The organism is Demequina litorisediminis (assembly GCF_030161615.1).
GTDB classification, from domain to species: domain Bacteria; phylum Actinomycetota; class Actinomycetes; order Actinomycetales; family Demequinaceae; genus Demequina; species Demequina litorisediminis.
The window spans coordinates 421,918-443,448 of the sequence record NZ_BSUN01000001.1; the positions used below are offsets into that span (position 1 = coordinate 421,918).

Genomic DNA, 21,531 nt, shown 5'->3' on the forward strand with positions numbered 1-21,531 from the left:
CGCTAGCGCAGCCCCACCGGCCGCGCGAGGGCCGTCTCGATCAGCGTGGCGACCAGGTCCTCATACGCGACGCCTGCGGCCGCCCACATCCGCGGGTACATGCTTGTGGGCGTAAAGCCGGGCATCGTGTTGATCTCGTTGACCGTGATGGCGCCATCAGCCGCCACAAACACATCGACGCGCGCCAGCCCCTCGGCGCCCACGGCACGGAAGGCCGCCACCGCTACCTCTCGCACACGATCGGCGACATCGGGCGGGAGTTGCGCGGTCGACACGAGGTCCACCGACGCCTCATCCAGATACTTCGCATCGAAGTCGTAGAAGTCGTGGTCGCCGCCGGTGACAATCTCGCCCGGGAGCGATGCGCGCACCTCGTCGATCGTCTCGAGGACGGCAGTCTCGATCTCGCGGCCCACGACGGCCTTCTCGATCAGCACCTTCGGGTCATGCTTGACGGCATCGGCCACCGCGGATTCCAGCGACGCGAGGTCGCTGACCTTCGAGATGCCCATGGACGAGCCCGCGCGGGCGGGCTTCACGAACAGCGGCAGGCCGGCTCCTCCACCTGAGCGGCGAAGTCGGCGACCCGGTCGCCACGCAGCAGCGTCACATCCGGCGTCACGGGCAGACCCGCGGACCGGAAGGCTGTCTTCATGAACTGCTTGTCCATGCCCGCCGCGGACGCGAGGACGCCCGATCCGACGTAGCGTACGTCGACGAGTTCGAGCGCGCCCTGCACGGTGCCGTCCTCGCCGTAGGGGCCATGCAGCACGGGGAACACCACGTCAATCGCGGCGAACGGCGCCACCATGCCGTCCTCCCCCACCACGGACCACGTGCGTTCACCAGTCTGTGCGGGGGCAGCACGGTACGGCCGTCACCCGTGACCTCGGGCATGCCGCCCTCGAGGATCTGCCAGTCGCCCGGATCGGCCGAGGCGGGCACCCAGCGACCCTCACGCGTGATGCCGACCGCGACCACATCAAAGCGGTCCCTGTCGATGGCCCCGAGGACCCCTCCCGCGGTGACGCAGGACACCCCGTGCTCCGAGGAGCGTCCGCCAAACAGGACAGCGACGGTGGGCTTCGCCATCAGACGCCCTCCGCCTTGCGCGGACGCGACACGAGTGCGTTGAGGACGTCCTGAATGGGGGCGCCGTCGTGCAGCATGGCCACCACCGCGTCACAGATCGGCACATCCACGCCGTGCGCACGCGCCAACTCCTGGATGGACTGCGAGGTCTTCACGCCCTCGGCCGTGCCGCCCGTGCGCTGGATGGCGTCATCGAGCGACAGCCCACGCCCCACGTGGGCGCCGAGCGTGTGGTTGCGCGACAGCGGCGAGGCGCAGGTCGCGATGAGGTCGCCCATGCCCGCGAGCCCGGAGAACGTGTCCGGCTGCGCGCCCAGCGCGTGGCCGAGCCGCGTGATCTCGGCGAGACCGCGGGTGATGACCGTCGCGGTCGTGTTGTGGCCGAACCCCAGTCCATCGGCCACGCCTACGGCGACGGCGATGACGTTCTTGAAAGCGCCGCACAACTCCACGCCGACCACGTCGGTGTTCGTGTAGGGACGGAAATACGAGGAGGCCGATGCCGCGGCCACCATCTCGGCGGCGCCCTGATCGGCACCCGCGACAACGGTTGCGGTGGGCTGGCGCGCGGCGATCTCGCGGGCGAGGTTGGGGCCCGAGACCACCGTCATGCGCTCATCGGGGATGGACCACACCTCGGCGAGCACCTCGCTCATGCGGGCGTGCGTGCCGATCTCGATGCCCTTCATGAGGGACGTGACCACCGCGCCGGCAGGAACGAGGCCTGACCAGTCGGCGACCACCGAGCGCAGGATCTGCGCGGGAAGCGCGACGGCCACGATGTCAGCGCCGTCGAGCGCCGCAGCCACATCCGTGGTGGCCGCGATGCCCTCGGGGAGATCAAGATCGGGAAGGAAACGCTGGTTGCGACGCTCGGAGACGATCTGCGTCGCCGTCGCCTCGTCGCGGCCCCACAGCGTGACCTCAGTTCCAGCATCGGCCAACACGGCGGCAAACGTGGTGCCCCAGGCACCCGTGCCGAGAACGGCGGCCCGCGTCATCGGCCGCCCCCTCGCGTCGCATGTCCCACGGCTTCGCGGGGGCCTTCTCCCCACGGATGTCCTCAAGCATGCCCGTCAGGCTACCCATGATGCGGTCGGTGGCTCCCCTCAGGGTTTCGATATCGAGGTCTCGACCGCGGAACTCCTCGAGGTCCACGGGCGCACCCGCGCGCACGATGACCTTCTTGGGAGGAATCAGATGCGGCCTCTTGCCGTACGGGTCGAGCAGGTGCTGGGCACCCCACTGCGCGATGGGCACCACGGGGACGTCGTGCTCCAGCGCCATGCGCGCGGCACCGGTGCGGGCCAGCATGGGCCACAGGCTCGGGGTCGCGCGTGAGAGTGCCCTCGGGGAACACGGCGATCGAGTCGCCGCGCGCCAGGAGCCTTCACGGCCGCATCGACCGCGTCCTTGGCCTTGGCGGAGCCACGGTGGACGGGAACCTGGTCCAGCCCGTGCAGGGCCTTGCCAACGACGGGGATGTCAAACAGCGAGGCCTTCGCGAGGAAGTGCGGCGCCTGACCGTGGTCATACAGGAAATGCGCCAGCGTGAACGGGTCCGCGTAGGTCATGTGATTGGACACGGCGATGAAGCCGGAGTCCGTGGGCAGGTTCTCCGCACCCGACCACTCACGCCTCGTCACGCCGAGCAGGAGTGGCTTTACGAAGACGGCGGCGGCGCGAAAACCCGCGGGCATGCGTCGAGTCATGGGATCAGTCAACCGCCGCGCCGAGAGCCGTGAGCCTTCTCACGGAAGTTCTCGTAGCCGCGGTCGATGATGCCGATATTCGACACCGTGGACGTGCCCTCGGCCGCGAGCGCGGCGATGAGGTACGAGAACCCTCCGCGCAGGTCCGGCACCTCGATGTCGGCGGCGGCCAACGGCGTCGGGCCAGAAATCACCGCGGAGTGCTGGAAGTTGAGCCTGTCCGAACCGGCACTGCTTGTCGCCGAGGCACTCGCGGAACAACCTGGACCTGGGCACCCATCTGGTTCAGGGCACCGGTGAAGCCGAGCCGGTTCTCGTACACTGTCTCGTGGACGATGGACAGGCCGGTGGCCTGCGTGAGCGCCACCACCATCGGCTGCTGCCAGTCGGTCATGAAGCCGGGGTGCACGTCGGTCTGGAGCGCGATCGACTTGAGCTCGGTGCCCGGGTGGTAGAAACGGATGCCGTCCGAGGTGATGTCGAACTCGCCCCCCACCTTGCGGAACACGTTGAGGAAGTACCCCATGTGACGCTGCTGGGCGCCGCGGACAAAGATGTCGCCCTTGGTGGCGAGCGCCGCACAGGCCCACGAGCCGACCTCGATGCGGTCGGTCAGCGCGGTGTGGTCGAAGCCGCGCAGTTCCTTGACGCCCTCGATGGTCAGCGAGCGGTCGGTATCCACCGAGATGATCGCACCCATGGTCTGCAGGGTGTCGATGAGGTCCTTGATCTCCGGCTCCACGGCGGCGTTGTGCAGCGTGGTGATGCCCTCGGCCATCACCGCGGTCAGCAGCAGCTGCTCGGTGGCACCCACGGACGGGTACGACAGGCTCGTACTTGATGCCCTTGAGGCCGTTCGGCGCGGTGAGGTACAGGCCGTCGGGCCCCTCCTCGACCTGCGCGCCGAACTTCTTCAGGATGTCGAGGTGGAAGTCGATGGGACGGTCGCCGATGCGGCAGCCGCCCAGGTCGGGGATGACCGCCTCGCCGATGCGGTGCAGCAGGGGTCCGCACAGGAGGATCGGGATGCGGCTCGAGCCGGCATGCTGGGCGATCTGGAACGCGTCGGCCGTGGTGAGGTTGCTCGTGTCGGCGTGAAGGACGCCGGTCTCGACGTCGTAGTCCACGGGGGCGCCGTGGAGGCTCAGCAGGGAGGACACCACCTCGACGTCGCGGATCTGCGGCACGTTGCGCAGCGTGGACGGGGTGGAGCCAAGGAGGGCGGCGACCATCGCCTTGGAGACGAAGTTCTTGGCACCGCGCACGTGGATCTCGCCACGGAGCGCGCGCCCGCCATGGACACGGATGGAGTCGGTCATGGGGTCCATCTTCCCTTACCGCGGGGCCCCCACCCACCCGGCACGCGCGCGGCGCCGTGGCAGGATCGATTCCCATGACGGGTTCGAGGGTGGTGTGTGCGGGTCTGACGACCCTTGATGTGGCGCATCTGGTGGATGGGGTCCCGCCGTCCAACCGCAAGGTGGCCTCGCACGATTTCTTTGTGGCCGCGGGCGGGCCTGCGACCAACGCCGCCGTCACCGCGGCACGCCTGGCCGGCGCGGCCACGCTCGTCACCGCCCTCCCGTCGCACCCGCTGAGCGACCTCATCGCGGCGGACCTTGCTGCGTGTGGCGTGGACCTTGTGGTGGCCGATGCCTCGGCGTCTGGTCCGCCGCTGACGGCCGCGATCCTGGTGACGCGGGGCACGGGCGACCGAGCGGTGGTCTCCCCTACGGGCGCCGCGGTCACCGTCCCCGGCACTCCCGCCGACTTCGCGCCCGACGTGCTTCTCGAGGGCGCCGGTGCCGTCCTCATCGACGGCTACCACCGCCACCTCTCGCTGCCGCTCGCGCACGCCGCACGGGAGCGCGGCATCCCCGTGGTGCTCGACGCCGGGTCCCACAAGCACTACACGGACGCCCTGCTCGCGGTGACGGATGTGGCCGTGGTGTCCGATGACTTCGTGTTCCCCGACGTGGGCGCGGATCCGCAGGCGACGCTGGCGAGGCTGCTGGAGGCCGGGGCGAGCGCGGCCGTGGTCACGCGCGGGCCTCAGCCGATGCTCGTCACCACGGGTGGCGCGGTCGCCGAAGTACCCGTGGAGGCCGTCGACGTGGTCGACTCGCTGGGTGCCGGCGACGTGCTGCACGGCGCGCTCGCGCATCGGCTCGCCGCGCAAGGCTATGAGGCGTCACGGCTCGGCGACGACCTCGCATGGGCCTCCCGGGTGGTGGCGATATCGCTGCGCTCCTTCGGCACGCGCGCGTGGCTGGCCGAGCCCCTTCCTCACTGAGGCGGCGGCACCTCGCCGTCGGCCAACACCGCATCGGCGGCCGATGCGGTGGACCGGATCAGCGCATCGTTCGCCTTGTCGACCGTGTCGACCCAGGCGACAGCCTCGGACCGCGTCCTGCCGGTAGCGACGCGGCGCGCGATCAACCTGTCGCGCGTGACGTCCCACGGCACGTCCAGGAACCACAGGACGTCGAGGAGCGGCCGCACGCTGCGCCACTGGCCGCGGTCGAGGCCGAGGTAGTTGCCCTCAACGATCACCGTGGAGGCGCCTGCGCGTATCGCGATCGCATCGGGCACGGGGTCGTGGAGCCTCGCGCGAGTACGCGGGAGCGGTCAAGGCCCCACGGCCGGGTTCCCTCAGCGCCGTCAGGAGCGTCACGAACCCCGCCACGTCAAAGGTCTCGGGCGCGCCCTTACTGCCGGCCAGCCCCGAGGCCGCCAGGGCGGCGCTCGTCAGGTGGAAGCCGTCCATCGGGACCACCACCGCGCCGGGGCCCCATGCATCGGCCATCCGTGCGGCCAGGGTTGACTTGCCCGAGCCGGGCGGCCCTGCGAGGCCCACGATGCGCGTCACGGCGCCGTCACGAAGACGTCGAGCACGCCCAGATGCCCGTGCACGAGCACCGCGAACACCACGGCATCAAAGAGCAGGTGGACCGTCACCACGTAACCCAGCGACTTCCAGCACGCGAAAATCCAGCCCTGAACCAGCGCGAAGGGAACGGTGAGCAGGGGCCCCCACTCGCGGTAGCCGAGCTCCCACAGGAAGGACACGAAGACCACGGCCTGCAGCACATTGGCGAGGCCCCCGGGGAAATGCCGCGCTAGCAGCGCGAATACCGTGCAGATGAAGAAGAGCTCGTCCCAGATACCCACCGCGTTGACGCCCACGAAGAGGCGGGCCACGTCGGTGTCGCCGCTGAGGTCGGGCCAGTTGAGGTAGGCCCCCGACCCCAGGAAGTAGAACGGCAGGATCAGATAGCCGGCGACCACCACCACGCCCAGGTAGATCCACTGTGCCCGCGTCCACGGACGTCCCGTCCGCACCGGGAAGCGGATGGAGCGCTCGCGCGTCCACCAGCGGTCGAGCGCCCACGGCACCAGCACCGCGAGGCCGAGCGCCGCGGTGAAGCGTGCCATGCCGGCATCGGAGAGATCCGCCTGGAGGGAGATCGCGGAGATGATGAGCCTGGCCGGTGGCGATGATGACGAGATCGCGACCCAGCCGCCTGTCCACGGCAAGGGCCAGGGCGACGCCGACGATGAGCGGCAGGTAGCCGAGGGGTCGCGCATGCACCGCGAACAGCAGCACCGCCGCACCGCACACCAGCGCCGCCGCGGTCAGCCGCAGGGCATCCCTGCTGCCCCACGCCCAGGCCGGTGCGGGGCGGGCGGTCTCGAGGGCATCGGCCATGCGCGCCAGCATGCCACGTCGCGGGCCCCCTCACCCCGTCCGCACCGTCCGTTTGGCCCACGGTTGTGACGCGTGCTGCCGGGCGTGACACGTGGGACCGTCACACCGCACGCTTGCGTCACATCCGTCCCAAGCGTGGGCCAAACGGAGGTGAGGGTCGGCGCCTTCTCAGACGGAGATGCGGCGCGCGAGGCGGGGGTACGCCACCCCTAGCGAGACCTGCCGGACGATGTTGAGCACCAGGAAGGCGGTCCAGACGAGTCCGTTGCTGAGACCCCACGCCGCGGCGCCCACCAGCAGCAGGGGCAGGAACACCCCCACCACCGATGCCACCATGGCGACGAACATCAACCCCGACTGGCCGGCCCCGAGGAACACCCCATCGAGCCAGTACGCGCCCCAGGACACCAGGGGTAGCAGCGCGATCCATGGCCAATAGTCGATGGCCGCCTCACGCACCTCGGGCAGGTCAGTGAGCGCTCCCAGGATGACGTCGCGCCCCAGCCAGTAGCCGAGGCTCAGCACGACGCCGATCGCGGCCATCGGGATGGCGGAGGCGATGACCGCGGCATGGACCCCAGGGAGGTCGCCGGCACCCGCCGCATGGGCGACCAGGGCCTCGGCGGCGTTCGCGTAGCCGTCCAGCGCATAGGACGCGACGTTCATGAGTTGCAGCATGATCGCGTTGGCAGCGAGCACTTCGGGGCCAAAGTGCGAGCCGATGGACGCCACGAATGTCACCACGGACGTGAGCAACGCGGTGCGTCCCATGAGCGCGCCGTTGAAGCGCGCGAGTGCCCCCACCCGCGCCGCAGGGTCGCATCGCGCCAGTCTCGCAACGTGACGCGTTGCGCGGGCTCAAGCCGTCGCCACAGGAGCACGACGGCGAGCGCCGCACCGATCCACTCGGAGCCAAACGTGCCCCACGCCGCTCCCGCAGCACCCATGCCCGCTCCCCCGACAAGGATCAGGTCAAGGACGATGTTGGCGACGGCCTGGACCGAGGCCACCACCAGCGGCACCCGGGTGTTCTTGGCGCCGATGAAGTAGCCGGCCACGATCAGCGTCACCAGGAGCGCGGGCAGTGAAAGGCCTCGGATCAGCGTGTAAGTCAGCGCGGCGTCGCGCGCCGGCCCCTCGGGCGCGAGCAGGTGCAAGATCGCGGGGACGACGGCCCACATGAGGATGAGCCACGCCACGGACATGGCTGCGGCGAGCGCACCCGCACGCTGGACGTGCCGCACGGCGCCGGACTTATCGCCGCTGCCGAGGGCGCGGCCCACGAGCGAGGTGGTGCCCGCACGCAGGAACGAGAAGATCCAGAACAGGGTCGAGATGACCGCGGCGCCAAGGCCGACCGCGCCGATGTCCGTCGCGGTCGAGAAGTGCCCCAGCGCGGCAGTGTCGACCAGCCCCGCGAGCGGCACCGCCACGTTGGAGGCGATCGCGGGCAACGCAAGCGACGCCGCGGCCCGATGCGGAAGCGGTCGGGCGACGCGGCGTCGCTGAGGCTGGTGTGAGGCGCTCGTGAGAGTCCTTACTCGACGGGGCGGGCGACCTCGACGACAAACTTCTCGTCGGTCTTGGCCGGCAGGGTCTTCGGGCGCCACGCGTCGCGGGTCGCCTCGAAGGCCGTGATGTCTGCCTCGTTCTGCAGGGTGAGGCCGATGTCGTCCAGGCCCTCCATGAGGCGCCAGCGCACGTAGTCGTCAATCTCAAACGGTACCGTCAGGCTCGCCGCACGACGCGGTGCGGTCCTCGAGGGAGACGGTGATCTCCTTGCCGGGCTCGGTTTCGAGCACCTTCCACAGGAGTTCGATGTTCTCCTGGCTCACGATGCCCGTGACGAGGCCCTGCTTGCCCGAGTTACCGCGGAAAATATCTGCGAAGCGCGAGGCAAGGACGACCTTGAAGCCGTAGTCCTTGAGCGCCCACACGGCGTGCTCGCGGGACGATCCGGTACCGAAGTCGGGGCCGGCGACGAGCACGGAGCCCGCCTTGTACTCGTCCTGGTTGAGGATGAACGACTCGTCTCCGCGCCAGGCGGCGAAGAGTGCGTCCTCGAAGCCCGTACGGGTGACGCGCTTGAGGTAGACGGCGGGGATGATCTGGTCGGTGTCGACGTTGGAACGACGCAGCGGGACGCCGATGCCGGTGTGGGTCGTGAACTTCTCCATGGCGGCTTCTCCTTACGCGCCGGCGCCGACGAGCACGTCGACGTCAGCCAGGTCGGCGGGGCTGGACAGGGTGCCGCGGATGGCGGTCGCGGCCGCGACGAGCGGCGACACGAGGTGGGTACGTCCACCCTTGCCCTGACGGCCCTCGAAGTTGCGGTTCGAGGTCGACGCGGAGCGCTCCTCGGGCTTCAGGCTGGTCGGGGTTCATGCCCAGGCACATCGAGCAACCGGCGTTGCGCCATTCGGCACCGAACTCGATGAAGATCTTGTCCAGACCCTCCTGCTCGGCCTGCAGGCGAACGCGCGCCGAGCCGGGCACCACGAGCATGCGGGTGTGCGGGGCCTTGGTGCGGCCCTGGATGATCTCCGCAGCGGCACGCAGGTCCTCGATGCGGCCGTTGGTGCACGAGCCGAGGAACACGGTGTCGATCGCGAGGTCGCGCAGCGGCTGACCGGGCGTGAGGCCCATGTAGCGGATCGCGTTGACCGCGGCCTCGCGCTCGTCGGCGTCGGCGATCTCGACGGGGTTCGGCACGTTCGCGGACAGAGGCAGGCCCTGGCCGGGGTTGGTACCCCACGTGACGAACGGCTCGAGGTCGGCGGCGTTGAGGTTCACCTCGGTGTCGAAGACGGCGTCCGCGTCGGTGGTGAGCGTGCGCCAGTAGTCGACGGCGGCGTCCCAGTCGGCACCCTCGGGAGCGTGGGGGCGGCCCTTCACGTACTCGAAGGTGGTCTCGTCGGGGGCGATCATGCCGGCGCGGGCGCCGGCCTCGATCGACATGTTGCAGATCGTCATCCGCGCCTCCATGGAGAGCCTTGCGGATGGCCTCGCCGCGGTACTCCAGGACGTAGCCCTGGCCACCGCCGGTGCCGATCTTCGCGATGATCGCAAGGATGATGTCCTTGGCGGTCGATCCCTCGGGGAGTTCACCGTCGACGTTGATCGCCATCGTCTTGAAGGGCTTCAGCGGCAGGGTCTGAGTGGCGAGGACGTGCTCCACCTCGGAGGTGCCGATGCCGAATGCCAGCGAGCCGAAAGCGCCGTGGGTTGAGGTGTGGGAGTCGCCACACACCACGGTCATGCCGGGCATGGTCAGTCCCGCCTGCGGTCCCACGACGTGGACGATGCCCTGGTCGGAGTCGCCCAGCGAGTGGATGCGGACGCCGAACTCCTTGGCGTTGGCGCGCAGGGTGTCGACCTGAGTGCGGCTCGTGAGGTCGGCGATCGGCTTGTCGATGTCGAGCGTGGGGGTGTTGTGGTCCTCGGTCGCGATCGTGAGATCGGGACGACGGACCGGACGGCCGGCGAGGCGCAGGCCCTCGAAGGCCTGGGGGCTCGTGACCTCGTGGCACATGTGCAGATCAATGTAGATAAGGTCGGGCGCGCCGTCCTCACCCTTGCGGACCAGGTGATCGGCCCACGCCTTCTCCGCGAGCGTGGTTCCCATGACATACCTCCACACGTCTCGACGTCTCACGATTTGAGACGCTAGTATCGCTCTATGGACAATCATAGCGGCGTCGGAGTCGTTGACAAGACGGCGGCCATCCTGGGCGCTCTCGAAAAGGGCCCCGCCACGCTGGCGGAGCCTCGTCGCCACCACCCATCTTGCGCGCCCCACGGTGCATCGGCTCGCGCTCGCGCTCGAACACCACCACCTCGTGGGCCGCGACGCCACCGGCGCCTTCGTGCTGGGCCCCCGTTTCGCCCAGGCTCGCCGCGTCCGTCGGCGAGGACCGCCTCGTCTCCGCCGCGCTTCCCGTGCTCACCACGCTGCGCGACCGCACCGGCGAGTCGAGCCAGGCTCTACCGCCCACACGGCGACCAGCGCATCTGCATCGCGGCCGTCGACCGCCCCGTGGGCCTCAGGGACTCCATTCCGGTCGGCACCACCATGACGATGACCGCCGGCTCCGCCGCGCAGGTCCTCCTCGCCTGGGCAGAGCCCGAGCGCATGCACACCGCCCTCGCGGCAGCCGTATTCTCCGCCGCCGACCTGGATCGCGTGCGCAACAGGGGCTACGCCGAGTCCGCAGGCGAGCGCGAGAGTGGCGTCTCCTCCGTCTCGGCTCCGGTGTGGGGCACCGCGGGCACCGTCATCGCGGCCGTCTCGATCTCCGGCCCCATCGACCGCCTCACCAACCACCCTGCCGGCGAGCACGCCGATGCGGTCGTGGACGCCGCCCGCCAACTCTCGGACGTCCTGCGCCGCACCGAGCACTAGCGCCTGCGGGACGTAGGTCCCTCGCGCCAGCGCGCCCGCCCGCGTAAACCAATACCCATGGACACCGTGGTCATCTTTGAGTCGATGTGGGGCAACACCGCCGCGATCGCCCACGCGATCGCCCGAGGATTCGGCGCGGGCGCCGCCGCACTGACCACTGACCAGGCGACTCCCTCGCGTCTCGAGCGCGCACGACTCGTGGTGGCAGGCTCGCCCGTCCATGCCCTCGGCCTGCCCACCGAGGTGAGTCGGGCATCGGCCGCCGCCAAGAACCAGCCGGGATCCATCCCGGCCGACACCACTCACCCCGCGATGCGCGAGTGGCTCGCCGCCGTGCCCACGGGCCCGCGCCTGTACGCCGCGTTCGAGACCCGCATCGTGGGGCCGCTCGGACACGGCGCTGCCACAGCCATCTCGCGCGCGCTGACGGGCGCAGGCTACGAGCAGCCTGGACCGCCCACATACTTCACCGTGGCCATGCGCCAACGCACCCAGGAGCCGGCGGCGATGCTCCTGCCCGGCCAGGAACAGCACGCGTTCGAGTGGGGCATTCGGCTCCGCCTGCTGCTCAACAACCTCGTGTAGGGCGCCCGCGGCGGATCGGCCCTGCCGCTGGGACCGCTCTCGGTCATCACGCATCCCCCCAGGTAGAGACGGCATTGCTCGCTCACGCCCATCTTCCCCGCGCCACTCGAATCGTTTCGTGCTACGTTCGGCGCCACGTGCGAGGGAGCAACGGCGCTCCCCCGCACCACGCCACACTCGACGCCTCACGGCCACCGCACCAGACCCGCCCACGAGGCTCAATGGGGAGCACTCCGTGACCACCACCCTTCTGCGCAGAATTGCGGCCGCCACCGTCGCCGCACTCGCCCTCACGGCCACCGCCGCAGCGTCCGCCTCGGCCGATCTCCCGGAGGAGGACTTCGCCGCGGGCGCCGGCGCATGGTGGCATTACTCGAACAGCGGCACCACCACGGCCACGACCGATGCGGGCGCGTACTGCACCGTGTCGACGGCAGCCTCACCGTGGGACGCAGGAATCGGCCGCAACGGCTTCCCGCTGTCCGCGGGCGATTACGTGCTGACGGCGGATCTGACGGCCGATGGCACGGTCCCCTTCCAGGTTCAGACGGCGGCGGGCAACGCTGTCGATACTCGATCGCCGTGGACGGCACCGCGAGCATCGAGCAGGCTTTCACCGTCACGGAGGACGAGGCGAGCGCGCAGGTGCTCTTTTTCGTGGGCTCGGACGGCTCGGCCGAGAACTCCGTCTGCGTCGACAACGTCGCGATCCTGGCCGCGGGCACGGAGTTGGTCCCCGACGGCGGCTTCGACGAGGGTCAGGGGGCGTGGTTCACCAGTGGCGTCTCCTCCACCACCGTCGCGGATTCCCTGTGCGTTGAGATTCCCGCGGCCTCCGCGCCAGGTAATCCCTGGGACGCGATCGTGGGCCTCAACGACCTGACGCTGCCTTCGGGCGACTACGTGCTCGCCTTCGACGCCAGCGGCACGCAGTCGGTACGTGGCCTGGTGGGCCTCCAAGCCGCGCCATACACCGTGTTCGGCGAGGTCGTGGAGACCCCGGGCGATGGCACGCGCCTCACGAGCGCGTTCACCATCAACGAGGAGACGACCGGCGCACAGGTCGCCTTCCAGGTGGGAGGCAAGACCACCGACTGGACCTTCTGCGTCGACAACGTGTCGCTCATGCTGGGCGGGACACTGCCGCCGTACTCCCCTGAGACCGGCCCGCGCGTGCGCGTCAACCAAGTGGGCTACCTGACCCACGGCCCCAAGGAGGCCACCCTCGTCACGGCCGCAGAGGACCCCGTCGCGTGGGACCTCGCCGCGGAGGACGGCTCCACCGTGGCATCGGGCACCACCACCCCGCTGGGCGAGGACGCCTCGGCCGGACTGACCGTGCACGGCATCGACTTCTCCGACGTCACCGAGCCCGGCACGTACACGCTGAGCGCTGACGGCGAGACGTCCTACGCGTTCGAGATCGGCACCGAGGCCTACGCCACGCTGCGCACCGACGCCCTGAACTACTTCTACCTGGCACGTTCCGGCATCGATATCGATGCCGCGATCGTGGGCGACGACTACGCCCGCGAGGCCGGCCACGTGTCCTCGCCCTCGGACGGCACTACCAACAAGGGTGACCTCGACGTGCCGTGTCAGAACGCCGCGGATGCCGAGGCGGTCTACGGGGAGCCATGGACGTGCGGCTACACGCTGGACGTGGTGGGTGGCTGGTACGACGCGGGAGACCACGGCAAGTACGTGGTCAACGGCGGCATCGCCACCGCGCAGTTGCTCGGCACGTTCGAGCGCAGCAAGACCGCTCCGACGGCGCAGGCGGGCGCGCTCGCCGACGGCACGCTCGCCGTCCCCGAGACCGACAACGGCGTGCCCGATGTCCTCGACGAGGCCCGCTGGGAACTCGAGTTCATGATGGCGATGCAAGTACCCGACGGCGAGCAATATGCCGGCATGGTGCACCACAAGATCCACGACGACGGCTGGACAGGTTTGCCGCTGCTGCCCGCCGCTGACCCACAGGTCCGCGAGCCTGCATCGGCCATCGACCGCCGCGACCCTGAACCTTGCCGCCACCGCGGCACAGGGAGCGCGCCTGTGGGCCCCGTACGACGCCGAGTTCGCCGCCACGCTGCTCGCCACCGCGCGCAGCACCTGGGCTGCGGCACTCGCGACGCCCGACTTGTACGCCCCTGCGGCGGACGGTGCCGACGGCGGCGGCCCCTATGACGACGATGACGTGAGCGACGAGTTCTACTGGGCCGCCGCGGAGCTCTTCCTCACCACCGGCGAGGCGGAGTTCGAGGACTACCTGCTGTCCTCACCCGTGGCCGGCGCCGACTCGTTCCCGGTGGGCGGCTTCAGTTGGGATTCGCTCGGGGCCATCGCCAAGATGGACCTCGCCACCGTGCCCAATGACTTCGAGGCCCGCGACGCGGTCACCGCCCAGGTGATCGCGGGCGCCGAGGGCATCCTGGCGGAGCAGCAGGCGCAGGAGTTCGGACTCGCGCTGCCGGACGACGGCTTCGTGTGGGGCTCCAACGCCTCGGTACTGAACAACCAGGTGGTCCTCGCCACGGCGTTCGACCTCACGGGAGAGGGCGACTTCGCCGACGCGGTCGTCGAGTCCATGGACTACCTCCTGGGGCGCAACGCCCTCAACGTGTCCTACGTGACCGGCTACGGCGACGTCACGAGCGAGAACCAGCACTCCCGGTGGTTCGCCGCACCATTGAGTGACGCGCTCCCCCACCCGCCCGCCGGCTCGGTGGCAGGTGGCCCCAACGCCGATGTGGGCACGTGGGACCCGACCATCTCCGGCCTGTACCCGGACGACGATTGCGCACCCCAGTTCTGCTACGTCGACCACATCCAGTCGTGGGCCACCAACGAGATCACCGTCAACTGGAACTCCGCGCTGAGCCTGGGTGGCGTCGTGGCTCGCGGACCAGGAACAGGCCGCTCCGGTGGTCGAGGCCTGCGAGGTCGAGTACATCGTGCACGGATCGTGGCCCGCGGGTTACACCACGCAGATCTGGATCACCAACACGTCCACCGCCCCCACGGCGGGCTGGGAACTCACCTGGTCCTACCCGGCGGATGACGCGGTGGGGCGCCAGGCGTGGAGCGCGGCGTGGTCACAGGACGGCGCGACGGTGACAGCGGCCTCGCTGCCGTGGAACGGGCGCCTGGCGGCCGGGCAGCGGACCACCATCGGGTTTATCGGTGAGCCCGGCACGCTGGCCGATGCTCCCCCGGAGCAGTTCTGGCTGAACGGGGAGCCCTGCACCACAGGGTGAACCGTGCCAGCGCCGGGCGGTGGTGAAATAGGTGGATGAGGACCGACGACTTCCTTCGCCTGTTGCCGAAGACCGAACTCCACTGCCATTTCGCCTCCACGATGGATGCCGCCCGGCTCATCGCGCTCGCGGACCGCGAGGGCGTCGAACTTCCCACCACCGACCCGGAAGCCCTGTTCGACTACGACGACCTCGCGGACTTCCTGGTGGCGTTCCGTGCGGCGCACCAGGTGATGACGACCGCCGATGACTTCGCTCGCGTTGCGTACGACGGCGTGAGGGCCGCGGTCGCCTCGGGTGCGCTGCGGTACGGCGAGTACGCCATCAACCCGCAGTACTTCTGGCCGCGCGGCATGAGGTACCGCGAGATGCTCGACCCCATGATCGACGGGCTCCGTGCGGCCGAGGCCGACCTCGGGGTGCCGTTCCGACTCGTTGTCGCGATCAATCGACACGATTCGGCCGCGTCGGCGGTCGAACTCGTCCAGACCGTCCTCGACAACCCCCTGCCCGAGGTGGTCGGCATCGGCATGGACGACCTCACGCCGGAGCCTCACCGAGGACCCGGCACGGTTCGCCGAGGCGTACGCGCTCGCCCGCCGTGGCGGGCTCAAGACCACCGCCCATGCCGGCGAGCGCCACCTCGACTCGTCCGAGAACGTGCGCATCGCGATCGAGGACCTTCAGGTGGACCGCGTGGACCACGGCTACATGATCGTGGAGGACGAGGCGCTCGTGGCACGCGCACGCGAGTCGCAGATCCCGTTCGCCTGCACCCCGATCTCGACCACCATCTGTTCCGGTTGGACCATCGACGCCGACCACCGCATCGCGCAGATGGTGCGCGCGAGGCTCAACGTGTCGTTCTCCACGGATGACGCGCTGTTCTTCCGCACCGACGTGGGCCGCGAGTTCCGCGAGGCTCTGCCCGCGCTTGGCCTCGACCTCGACGATGCGCGCCGTATCTCCCTTGCGGGCGTCGAGGGCGCGCTGTGCGACGACGACCTCAAGGCAACGCTGCGGGCCCGCTTCACCGGCGAGATCGCCTCCCTCGACGCGGCGCTCGCGGATGCCGACGCCTGAGCCCTCGGGCGTGGCGCGGTCCAGCGCGGTGCGGCCCGTCGTGGTCTTCGACGGCGACTGCGGCCTGTGCAACGGGTTCGTGGCGTGGCTCATTCGCCACGACCCCGAGGCGACGTTCCTCATTGCGGGTTCCGCGGGCGAGGCGGGTCAGGCGGCACTAGCCGCCATGGGGCTGCCTGCCCAGGTCGCGGAGTCGACGCTGGTGGTCGCCACCGCGAACGGGCCGGCGCTGCGGTCCGATGCCGTCCTGACGGTCCTCGCGGGGCTGGGACGCCCGTGGCGTGCGGCCGCAGCCACGGGGCGCGCGGTACCTCGAGCGTGGCGCGACAGGCTCTATCGGTTCGTGGCGGCGCGGCGGCCTCGTAGCGCCGCCGAGGATGCCGCCTGCGGCACGCCGCCTGCCGCCCTCGTGACGGCGTGGCGGGCCCGGCTCGCCTCGGCCGATGACGTGGCCGCGCTGAGCGCCACCCGGTAGCCTCTCGACGCCAGAAACAGAAAAACTCCCCACTGAGAAGTGAGGAGTTTCATCCGTAGCCCCGACGGGATTCGAACCCGCGCTACCGCCTTGAGAGGGCGGCGTGCTAGGCCGCTACACAACGGGGCCCTACCTGCTCCGGCCCCCATTCGGGCGGCTGGCGCGAGATAAGACTCTACAGCATGGTTCGCACAGAATCCAAATCGGCTCCGCGGGCCGCTCAGGACCATCGAAAGCCCTCCCCCGGCGGCGGCAATCTCGCCGCTCCTCTTGCGCGCCGTGCGACTCGTTATGTAAAGTTGAGCGTAGTCGACTCAATCCGAGCCGTACACCCTCGATAGGACAGGAGGCCCACACCATGACCACCACCCCTCAGGCTCCTGAGACGCAGGAGCAGTCCGCCCTGGAGCAGTTCGGACAGGACTTCACCGCGCTTGCCGAGGCAGGCTCCCTCGACCCCGTCATCGGCCGCGACGAGGAGATCCGCCGCGTCATGCAGGTCCTCACGCGGCGCACCAAGAACAACGCCGTCCTCATCGGCGAGCCTGGCGTCGGCAAGACCGCCATCGTCGAGGGCCTCGCGCAGCGCATCGTCGCCGGCGACGTGCCCTCCTCCCTCAAGGACCGGCGCGTCATCGAGATCGCTATGAGGCTCGGTCGTCGCGGGCGCCGCCTACCGCGGCCAGTTCGAGGAGCGCCTCAAGGCCATCCTCGCGGAGGTCGAGGCGGCCGAGGGGCGCATCGTGCTCTTCGTCGACGAGCTCCACACCATCGTGGGCGCGGGCAAGGCCGACGGCTCCGTGGACGCCGGCAACATCCTCAAGCCGATGCTCGCGCGCGGCAAGCCTGCGCATGATCGGCGCCACCACTCTTGCCGAGTACCGGGAACACATCGAGACCGACAGCGCGCTCGAACGTCGCTTCCAGCCCGTCTACGTGGGCGAGCCTTCGATCGACGACACGGTGGCGATTCTGCGCGGCCTCCAGGAGAAGTACGAGGTCCATCACGGCGTGAAGATCACCGATCAGGCGATCGTCGCATCGGCCCGGCTGTCCGACCGCTACATCAGCGACCGGTTCCTGCCGGATAAGGCGGTGGACCTCATCGACGAGGCGACGAGTGCCCTGCGCATGCAGGCTCGACTCCATGCCGCTTGACCTCGACAGGGCGCGCCGGCGCATCATGCAACTCGAGATCGAGCGCACTCAGGTGGCCAAGGACAAGGCTGCGCGGGCGCGCCGCGACGAGATTGACGAGGAGATCAGTCGCCTCCGGGAGGACTCCGAGCGCCTCAGCATGCGCTGGGCGCGCGAGAAGGACCTCATCGTGCGGGTCTCGTCGGCGACCGAACGCCTCGAGGCCCTGCGCGGCGATCTTGAGCGTGCCGAACGCTACGGCGAGCCTCGAGACCGCCGGTCGCATCCGCTACGGCGACATTCCGGCCGCCGAGCGGGAGATGGCCGATGCGCGGGCCCAGTTGGACGCCATCGACGCCTCGGAGCGCATGCTGCGCGAGGAGGTCACGGGCGAGGACATCGCGGCCGTGGTGGCCCGCTGGACCGGCGTGCCGGTCGAGAAGCCTGCTGACGGACGAGTCCGCGAAGCCTGGGCCACCTGGAGGACAGGTTGCATCAGCGGGTGGTGGGCCAGGACCGTGCCATTGCGAGCGTCTCGGACGCGATCAGGCGGGCACGGGCCGGCATCTCCGACGAGCACCGACCCATCGGCTCTTTCCTGTTCCTGGGTCCCACGGGCGTGGGTAAGACCGAACTGGCGCGAGCCCTGGCCGAGCAACTGTTCGATGACGAGCGAGCCATGATTCGGCTCGACATGTCCGAGTACATGGAGTCCCACGCCGTGAGTCGACTCATCGGCTCACCCCCGGGATACATCGGCTACGAGCAGGGTGGACAGGCTCACGGAGGCGGTGCGGCGCAGGCCGTACAGCATCGTCCTGTTCGACGAGGTTGAGAAGGCGCATCCCGACGTCTGGAACGTGCTGCTGCAGGTTCTCGACGACGGCCGGCTCACCGATGGCCGCGGCAGGACGGTGGACTTCACCAACACCATCCTGGTGATGACCAGCAACCTCGGCTCCGACGTGGTGCTCGCCTGGGATGGCCTGGACCGTGCCGCACTCGAGGCGGACCTGCACCAGGTGCTGCGCCGTGCGTTCCGTCCCGAGTTCCTCAACCGCCTGGACGATGTGGTGGTCTTCGACCGCATCGACCCCGCCGCGATGGACGGCATCGTCGCCACGGAACTGGCGAAGACCGCTGCGCGGCTGCAGCGGCAGAAGGGCATCGCCCTGACGGTCAGCGAGCCGCTGAGGGAGGCGCTGGCGCGCGATGGATTCGACCCTGCGTTCGGGGCGCGTCCGCTCAAGCGGCTCATTCAGACGCGCGTGCTCGACGCGCTCGCCCGCCGCATCGTCGATGGCGAGATCCACGACGGCGCCACGGTGGCGGCCGACTGGGACGGCGAGCGGGTGACCCTTGCGGTCACCCCGGCCGCGGCTTAAGCCGGCGTTCGCGACGCCCCGCACCGCCTTCGCGGTGTGGGGCGTCGTGGAGCGTGCGGCGTCGTCACGCGCAGCGTCGTGGCGAGCGGTTCCCTCGTCACCGCGGCTCGGCGTGCGTGGCGCGCCACTGGTCGATCAGCGCCTGCTCCTTCGCACTCGGGGCGCGGCAGCCGCAGTGCTCCTGATGCGCCCAGTGCCACTGGCCGCGCTCGTCCTCGCTTGGCTTCGCCGGCATCCGGTGGTCCTGGTGCCAGTCGCGATTGATCGTGCCCATGCGTCTCCCTGAGGGATGTCGGCGGGGACCTTTCGTCAGGCTACGCGCGTCCGCGGTGCCTCGACAAGAACTCTCGGGACCTTCGTCCGATGCGCCGCGACGGCCCGATTCGTAGCGTGAAAGGACCGTTTTCAACGAAGAGAAGGGTTCATGTCATGTCACGCACCTATGTGGTGACCGGCTCCGCGTCCGGCATCGGCCGCGCCACCGCGTCGCTTCTGGAGGACCGCGGCCATCGCGTCATTGGGGTCGACCTCAAAGACGCCGACGTCACGGTCGACCTCACCCAAGCGCACGACCGCGAGCGGCTGGTCGACGAGGTTTCGCAGGCTCGCTCAGGGATCCATCGACGCCATCGTGGCGGTCGCCGGGCTCGCCCAACCCATCCCCGCCACCGTGGCCGTGAACTACTTCGGCATGGTCGCGTCACTGGAGAACCTCCGCCCGCTCCTTGCCCGTTCCTCGGCGCCGCGAGCGGTGGGAGTCGCCTCGATGGCGAGCATCATGCCCACCGATGACGCACTCGTCGACGCGATGCTCACCTGGGACGAGCCCGCGGCGCTGCGCCGTGCCGAGGAACTCGCGGCGGACGAGGCGACGTCGGCGCTCATCTACGCCTCCACCAAAGCGGCGTTCTGTCGCTGGCTGCGGCGGCATGCGGCGACCGATCGGTGGGCGGGCGCCTCGATCCCGCTCAACGCGGTCGCGCCGGGAGTCATTCGCACTCCGATGACGGCGTCGCTGACCTCGACGGCCGAGGCTCGCCAGCAACTCCTCCACCAGGTGCCGATGCCGCTGAACGGCATCGCGGAAGCCATCGCCGTGGCCTATCCGCTCGCCTGGCTCGCCAGCGAGGAGAACACGCACCTGTGCGGCCAGACGGTCTTCGTCGACGGCGGTTCGGACGTGGTGCTGCGGGGCGACACCACCTGGTGACAGGGCGACGCCTGACGCGATCACCCTGACAGGGTCCCCCTGACACCCTCACCCCGACACCCCGACAATGTGAACCGGATCGCGCCTCGCCACGCCGGTCAGCGGCGGCTCCACGCCACCCTGGCCGGCGTGTCGCGCTCCGGACCGGTTCACATTGCGGGGGTGCGGGGAGCGTCGGGTGTGGGGAGTGCTCCGAATGCGGAGAGAAGGCGGCCGATGCCGCACTCATCAGGGCAACAAAAAAGCCCGCCGTAGCGGGCTTTTTGCTGGCTGGCCTACCTGGACTCGAACCAAGACTAAAGGAACCAGAAACCTTCGTGCTGCCAATTACACCATAGGCCAACGGGCCCGTCCGAAGGCGGGCCAGTCGATCAACCCGAGGGGCCGACCGAGGAACAACTGTACCGGGTCGGAGCCGATGCTCCAAACCAGCGTCCCGCGATCAGCCGAAGTAGACGTCCGCGAGCGTCTCACCCTCGACGACACCCTCGCTGACGAGCGCCCCGCACGCCGTCGCGAGGTCGTCCATCAAGGTGGCGAGGCTCCTCGGGGTCGCCATACGGATACTTGATGGCGGCGCTGATCGCGACCGGCCCACAGAGGATGACGTTTGCGCGAGTCATCACTAGCCCCACCTGGAGCGGCGTGTCGCGCTGGCCCACTCGAAGGACGATCGCGTGGCCGCTTGAGGTCAGTCCCGAGGTCTGGGCGAAGACGTCGTTGACGGCCATGTCGACGGGCAGCCACACGGCATCGTCCGGGAGCGAGTCCACCACCACCGAGGTGGCACGCGTCCACTGCTCCTGAGCCGCGGTGTCGTCGGCGGGGTAGGGCCCTCGGTCCAGTCGCAGCAGCGCCACCTTCTGCGTGACCTCTGCGGGGTGCCGGTCCACCCAGACCTGTTCAGCGATGACCCGCAGGAAGTCGCCGTCGGTGCGCGCCGACCCGACGAGCGCCGCCACCACATCTGCGCGCGAGACGTCCACATCGAGGCGGGCAAGGTCACAGCCCACGGAACCGGTCGCGATGACGGTCTCCGTGCCTCCGCGGCCCAGGTAGAGGTCGGGCTGACGCAGCATGGGGATGGGCGCGTCGGTATCCATCGCGGCGGGTTCCACCCCCAGGAACTGCGTGATGGCGGCGAGGCTATCCGCGTATTCGACCACCTGCGCCTCATACGGGTAGCCGCGGCCCGCCATGCATTCCACGAGAGCGGTGCGGTCGATCCATTCCTGGTACGCCAACGCCGTGGCGCGCTCGACGTCAAGTGTTCTCGCGGCGGCGGTGGGAGTGGGGCTGGGCTCCGGGGCCGGCTCAGCGCCATCGGCGATGCGGATGCCTGCCACGACAGCGAACGCCGCGAGGCCGCCCACCACCAGGTGGCGCAGCCACGGGCGCCGCGGCCCTTCTGGGGGCGCGTCAACGTCGCGCGACCCGCGCGCATGCGGATCCTCTACGACGACATACTCGGCCGGCGCCAT

17 protein-coding genes, 2 tRNA genes and 9 pseudogenes are annotated in these 21,531 nt (G+C 69.6%); 11 read left to right on the forward strand and 17 right to left on the reverse strand.

Going from position 1 to position 21,531, the window contains the following annotated elements; translation table 11 throughout:
- Positions 1 to 2: 2 nt before the first annotated feature.
- From QQK48_RS02605 to murA, 5 genes and pseudogenes are all read right to left on the reverse strand, one after another.
- Positions 3 to 1,092, reverse strand: a pseudogene (locus tag QQK48_RS02605) (D-alanine--D-alanine ligase family protein).
- Entirely contained in the window at positions 1,092 to 2,093 is a 1,002-nt protein-coding gene (locus QQK48_RS02610) for an NAD(P)H-dependent glycerol-3-phosphate dehydrogenase (RefSeq protein ID WP_284327388.1), read from the reverse strand. Before QQK48_RS02610 ends, QQK48_RS02605 begins: the two are co-directional and overlap by 1 nt.
- The gene (locus QQK48_RS02615; protein WP_284327389.1) at positions 2,017 to 2,406 is read right to left on the reverse strand and encodes a lysophospholipid acyltransferase family protein; all 390 of its coding nucleotides are present in this window, start codon (positions 2,404 to 2,406) and stop codon (positions 2,017 to 2,019) included. The genes QQK48_RS02610 and QQK48_RS02615 overlap by 77 nt, the downstream gene beginning before the upstream one ends.
- Positions 2,289 to 2,804, reverse strand: coding sequence for a lysophospholipid acyltransferase family protein (locus tag QQK48_RS21065; RefSeq protein ID WP_431308275.1), 516 nt, complete (start codon positions 2,802 to 2,804; stop codon positions 2,289 to 2,291). Before QQK48_RS21065 ends, QQK48_RS02615 begins: the two co-directional genes overlap by 118 nt.
- Before the next feature lie 4 nt (positions 2,805 to 2,808).
- Positions 2,809 to 4,123 (reverse strand): annotated as a pseudogene (murA, locus tag QQK48_RS02620) (UDP-N-acetylglucosamine 1-carboxyvinyltransferase).
- A 74-nt stretch (positions 4,124 to 4,197) separates the two neighbouring features.
- On the opposite strand from murA, the gene QQK48_RS02625 reads away from it, so the two are divergent.
- Entirely contained in the window at positions 4,198 to 5,097 is a 900-nt protein-coding gene (locus tag QQK48_RS02625; RefSeq protein WP_284327390.1) for a PfkB family carbohydrate kinase, read from the forward strand.
- Here the strand turns inward: QQK48_RS02625 and QQK48_RS02630 are convergent.
- The 7 genes and pseudogenes from QQK48_RS02630 to leuC all read right to left on the reverse strand — a co-directional run bounded on the left by QQK48_RS02630 (position 5,091) and on the right by leuC (position 10,138).
- Complete coding sequence (locus tag QQK48_RS02630) at positions 5,091 to 5,357, reverse strand: nucleoside/nucleotide kinase family protein (RefSeq protein ID WP_284327391.1); 267 nt, start codon at positions 5,355 to 5,357, stop codon at positions 5,091 to 5,093. The genes QQK48_RS02625 and QQK48_RS02630 overlap by 7 nt on opposite strands.
- Complete coding sequence (locus QQK48_RS02635; RefSeq protein WP_284327392.1) at positions 5,347 to 5,673, reverse strand: nucleoside/nucleotide kinase family protein; 327 nt, start codon at positions 5,671 to 5,673, stop codon at positions 5,347 to 5,349. The genes QQK48_RS02630 and QQK48_RS02635 overlap by 11 nt, the downstream gene beginning before the upstream one ends.
- Positions 5,670 to 6,513: pseudogene (locus QQK48_RS02640) on the reverse strand (CPBP family glutamic-type intramembrane protease). The gene QQK48_RS02635 and the pseudogene QQK48_RS02640 overlap by 4 nt, the downstream one beginning before the upstream one ends.
- Before the next feature lie 168 nt (positions 6,514 to 6,681).
- Positions 6,682 to 7,284: an MATE family efflux transporter gene (locus QQK48_RS02645; RefSeq protein ID WP_284327393.1), complete on the reverse strand. Its 603-nt coding sequence runs from the start codon at positions 7,282 to 7,284 to the stop codon at positions 6,682 to 6,684.
- The gene (locus QQK48_RS02650) at positions 7,251 to 7,967 is read right to left on the reverse strand and encodes an MATE family efflux transporter (protein ID WP_284327394.1); all 717 of its coding nucleotides are present in this window, start codon (positions 7,965 to 7,967) and stop codon (positions 7,251 to 7,253) included. Before QQK48_RS02650 ends, QQK48_RS02645 begins: the two co-directional genes overlap by 34 nt.
- 83 nt (positions 7,968 to 8,050) lie before the next feature.
- Positions 8,051 to 8,690, reverse strand: a pseudogene (gene leuD, locus QQK48_RS02655) (3-isopropylmalate dehydratase small subunit).
- 12 nt (positions 8,691 to 8,702) lie between these two features.
- Positions 8,703 to 10,138, reverse strand: a pseudogene (gene leuC, locus QQK48_RS02660) (3-isopropylmalate dehydratase large subunit).
- A 54-nt stretch (positions 10,139 to 10,192) separates the two neighbouring features.
- Between leuC and QQK48_RS02665 the strand changes: the two are divergent.
- The 8 genes and pseudogenes from QQK48_RS02665 (at position 10,193) to QQK48_RS02700 (ending at position 16,318) form a co-directional block, all read left to right on the forward strand.
- Positions 10,193 to 10,915 (forward strand): annotated as a pseudogene (locus QQK48_RS02665) (IclR family transcriptional regulator).
- A 66-nt stretch (positions 10,916 to 10,981) separates the two neighbouring features.
- Positions 10,982 to 11,500 (forward strand): hypothetical protein, encoded by a 519-nt coding sequence (locus QQK48_RS02670; protein ID WP_284327395.1) that lies wholly within the window; start codon positions 10,982 to 10,984, stop codon positions 11,498 to 11,500.
- A 1,125-nt stretch (positions 11,501 to 12,625) separates the two neighbouring features.
- A pseudogene (locus tag QQK48_RS22440) lies at positions 12,626 to 13,417 on the forward strand (cellulase N-terminal Ig-like domain-containing protein); the annotation flags it as partial.
- Positions 13,407 to 14,564 carry a glycoside hydrolase family 9 protein gene (locus QQK48_RS22445; RefSeq protein WP_284327396.1) on the forward strand — a complete coding sequence of 386 codons (1,158 nt, stop codon included), beginning with the start codon at positions 13,407 to 13,409 and terminating at the stop codon, positions 14,562 to 14,564. The pseudogene QQK48_RS22440 and the gene QQK48_RS22445, both read left to right, overlap by 11 nt.
- The gene (locus QQK48_RS02685) at positions 14,458 to 14,760 is read left to right on the forward strand and encodes a cellulose binding domain-containing protein (protein ID WP_284327397.1); all 303 of its coding nucleotides are present in this window, start codon (positions 14,458 to 14,460) and stop codon (positions 14,758 to 14,760) included. Before QQK48_RS22445 ends, QQK48_RS02685 begins: the two co-directional genes overlap by 107 nt.
- Before the next feature lie 35 nt (positions 14,761 to 14,795).
- Positions 14,796 to 15,284 (forward strand): annotated as a pseudogene (locus tag QQK48_RS02690) (hypothetical protein); the annotation flags it as partial.
- Positions 15,196 to 15,843: an amidohydrolase family protein gene (locus tag QQK48_RS02695; protein ID WP_284327398.1), complete on the forward strand. Its 648-nt coding sequence runs from the start codon at positions 15,196 to 15,198 to the stop codon at positions 15,841 to 15,843. The pseudogene QQK48_RS02690 and the gene QQK48_RS02695, both read left to right, overlap by 89 nt.
- A complete protein-coding gene (locus tag QQK48_RS02700; protein ID WP_284327399.1) occupies positions 15,830 to 16,318 on the forward strand; it encodes a thiol-disulfide oxidoreductase DCC family protein in 489 nt (162 codons plus the stop codon). The genes QQK48_RS02695 and QQK48_RS02700 overlap by 14 nt, the downstream gene beginning before the upstream one ends.
- 56 nt (positions 16,319 to 16,374) lie before the next feature.
- On the opposite strand, the gene QQK48_RS02705 is transcribed toward QQK48_RS02700, so the two are convergent.
- Positions 16,375 to 16,447, reverse strand: a tRNA-Glu gene (locus tag QQK48_RS02705).
- A 229-nt stretch (positions 16,448 to 16,676) separates the two neighbouring features.
- Between QQK48_RS02705 and QQK48_RS21070 the strand changes: the two are divergent.
- Positions 16,677 to 18,840, forward strand: a pseudogene (locus QQK48_RS21070) (ATP-dependent Clp protease ATP-binding subunit).
- A gap of 97 nt (positions 18,841 to 18,937) precedes the next feature.
- On the opposite strand, the gene QQK48_RS02715 reads toward QQK48_RS21070, so the two are convergent.
- Together QQK48_RS02715 and QQK48_RS18845 are read right to left on the reverse strand one after the other, a co-directional pair.
- Positions 18,938 to 19,114, reverse strand: a complete 177-nt coding sequence (locus QQK48_RS02715; protein ID WP_284327400.1) for a hypothetical protein — start codon at positions 19,112 to 19,114, stop codon at positions 18,938 to 18,940.
- 158 nt (positions 19,115 to 19,272) lie between these two features.
- A complete protein-coding gene (locus QQK48_RS18845) occupies positions 19,273 to 19,410 on the reverse strand; it encodes a hypothetical protein (protein WP_348523406.1) in 138 nt (45 codons plus the stop codon).
- Between the two features lie 61 nt (positions 19,411 to 19,471).
- On the opposite strand from QQK48_RS18845, the gene QQK48_RS02720 reads away from it, so the two are divergent.
- Positions 19,472 to 20,050 carry an SDR family oxidoreductase gene (locus QQK48_RS02720; RefSeq protein WP_348523407.1) on the forward strand — a complete coding sequence of 193 codons (579 nt, stop codon included), beginning with the start codon at positions 19,472 to 19,474 and terminating at the stop codon, positions 20,048 to 20,050.
- A 267-nt stretch (positions 20,051 to 20,317) separates the two neighbouring features.
- Here the strand turns inward: QQK48_RS02720 and QQK48_RS02725 are convergent.
- Both QQK48_RS02725 and QQK48_RS02730 read right to left on the reverse strand, forming a co-directional pair.
- Positions 20,318 to 20,392 (reverse strand) — tRNA-Gln (locus QQK48_RS02725).
- 128 nt (positions 20,393 to 20,520) lie between these two features.
- Positions 20,521 to 21,531 (reverse strand): hypothetical protein, encoded by a 1,011-nt coding sequence (locus tag QQK48_RS02730; protein ID WP_284327401.1) that lies wholly within the window; start codon positions 21,529 to 21,531, stop codon positions 20,521 to 20,523.

Bases quoted from the DNA above. Each gene is read 5' to 3' on its own strand.
- QQK48_RS02610 (WP_284327388.1), bottom strand. From the start codon at position 2,093: ATGACGCGGGCCGCCGTTCTCGGCACGGGTGCCTGGGGCACCACGTTT.
- QQK48_RS02615 (WP_284327389.1), bottom strand. From the start codon at position 2,406: ATGCTGGCCCGCACCGGTGCCGCGCGCATGGCGCTGGAGCACGACGTC.
- QQK48_RS21065 (WP_431308275.1), bottom strand. From the start codon at position 2,804: ATGACTCGACGCATGCCCGCGGGTTTTCGCGCCGCCGCCGTCTTCGTA.
- QQK48_RS02625 (WP_284327390.1), top strand. From the start codon at position 4,198: ATGACGGGTTCGAGGGTGGTGTGTGCGGGTCTGACGACCCTTGATGTG.
- QQK48_RS02645 (WP_284327393.1), bottom strand. From the start codon at position 7,284: ATGGGACGCACCGCGTTGCTCACGTCCGTGGTGACATTCGTGGCGTCC.
- QQK48_RS22445 (WP_284327396.1), top strand. From the start codon at position 13,407: ATGCCGGCATGGTGCACCACAAGATCCACGACGACGGCTGGACAGGTT.
- QQK48_RS02700 (WP_284327399.1), top strand. From the start codon at position 15,830: ATGCCGACGCCTGAGCCCTCGGGCGTGGCGCGGTCCAGCGCGGTGCGG.
- QQK48_RS02715 (WP_284327400.1), bottom strand. From the start codon at position 19,114: ATGGGCACGATCAATCGCGACTGGCACCAGGACCACCGGATGCCGGCG.
- QQK48_RS02730 (WP_284327401.1), bottom strand. From the start codon at position 21,531: ATGGCGCCGGCCGAGTATGTCGTCGTAGAGGATCCGCATGCGCGCGGG.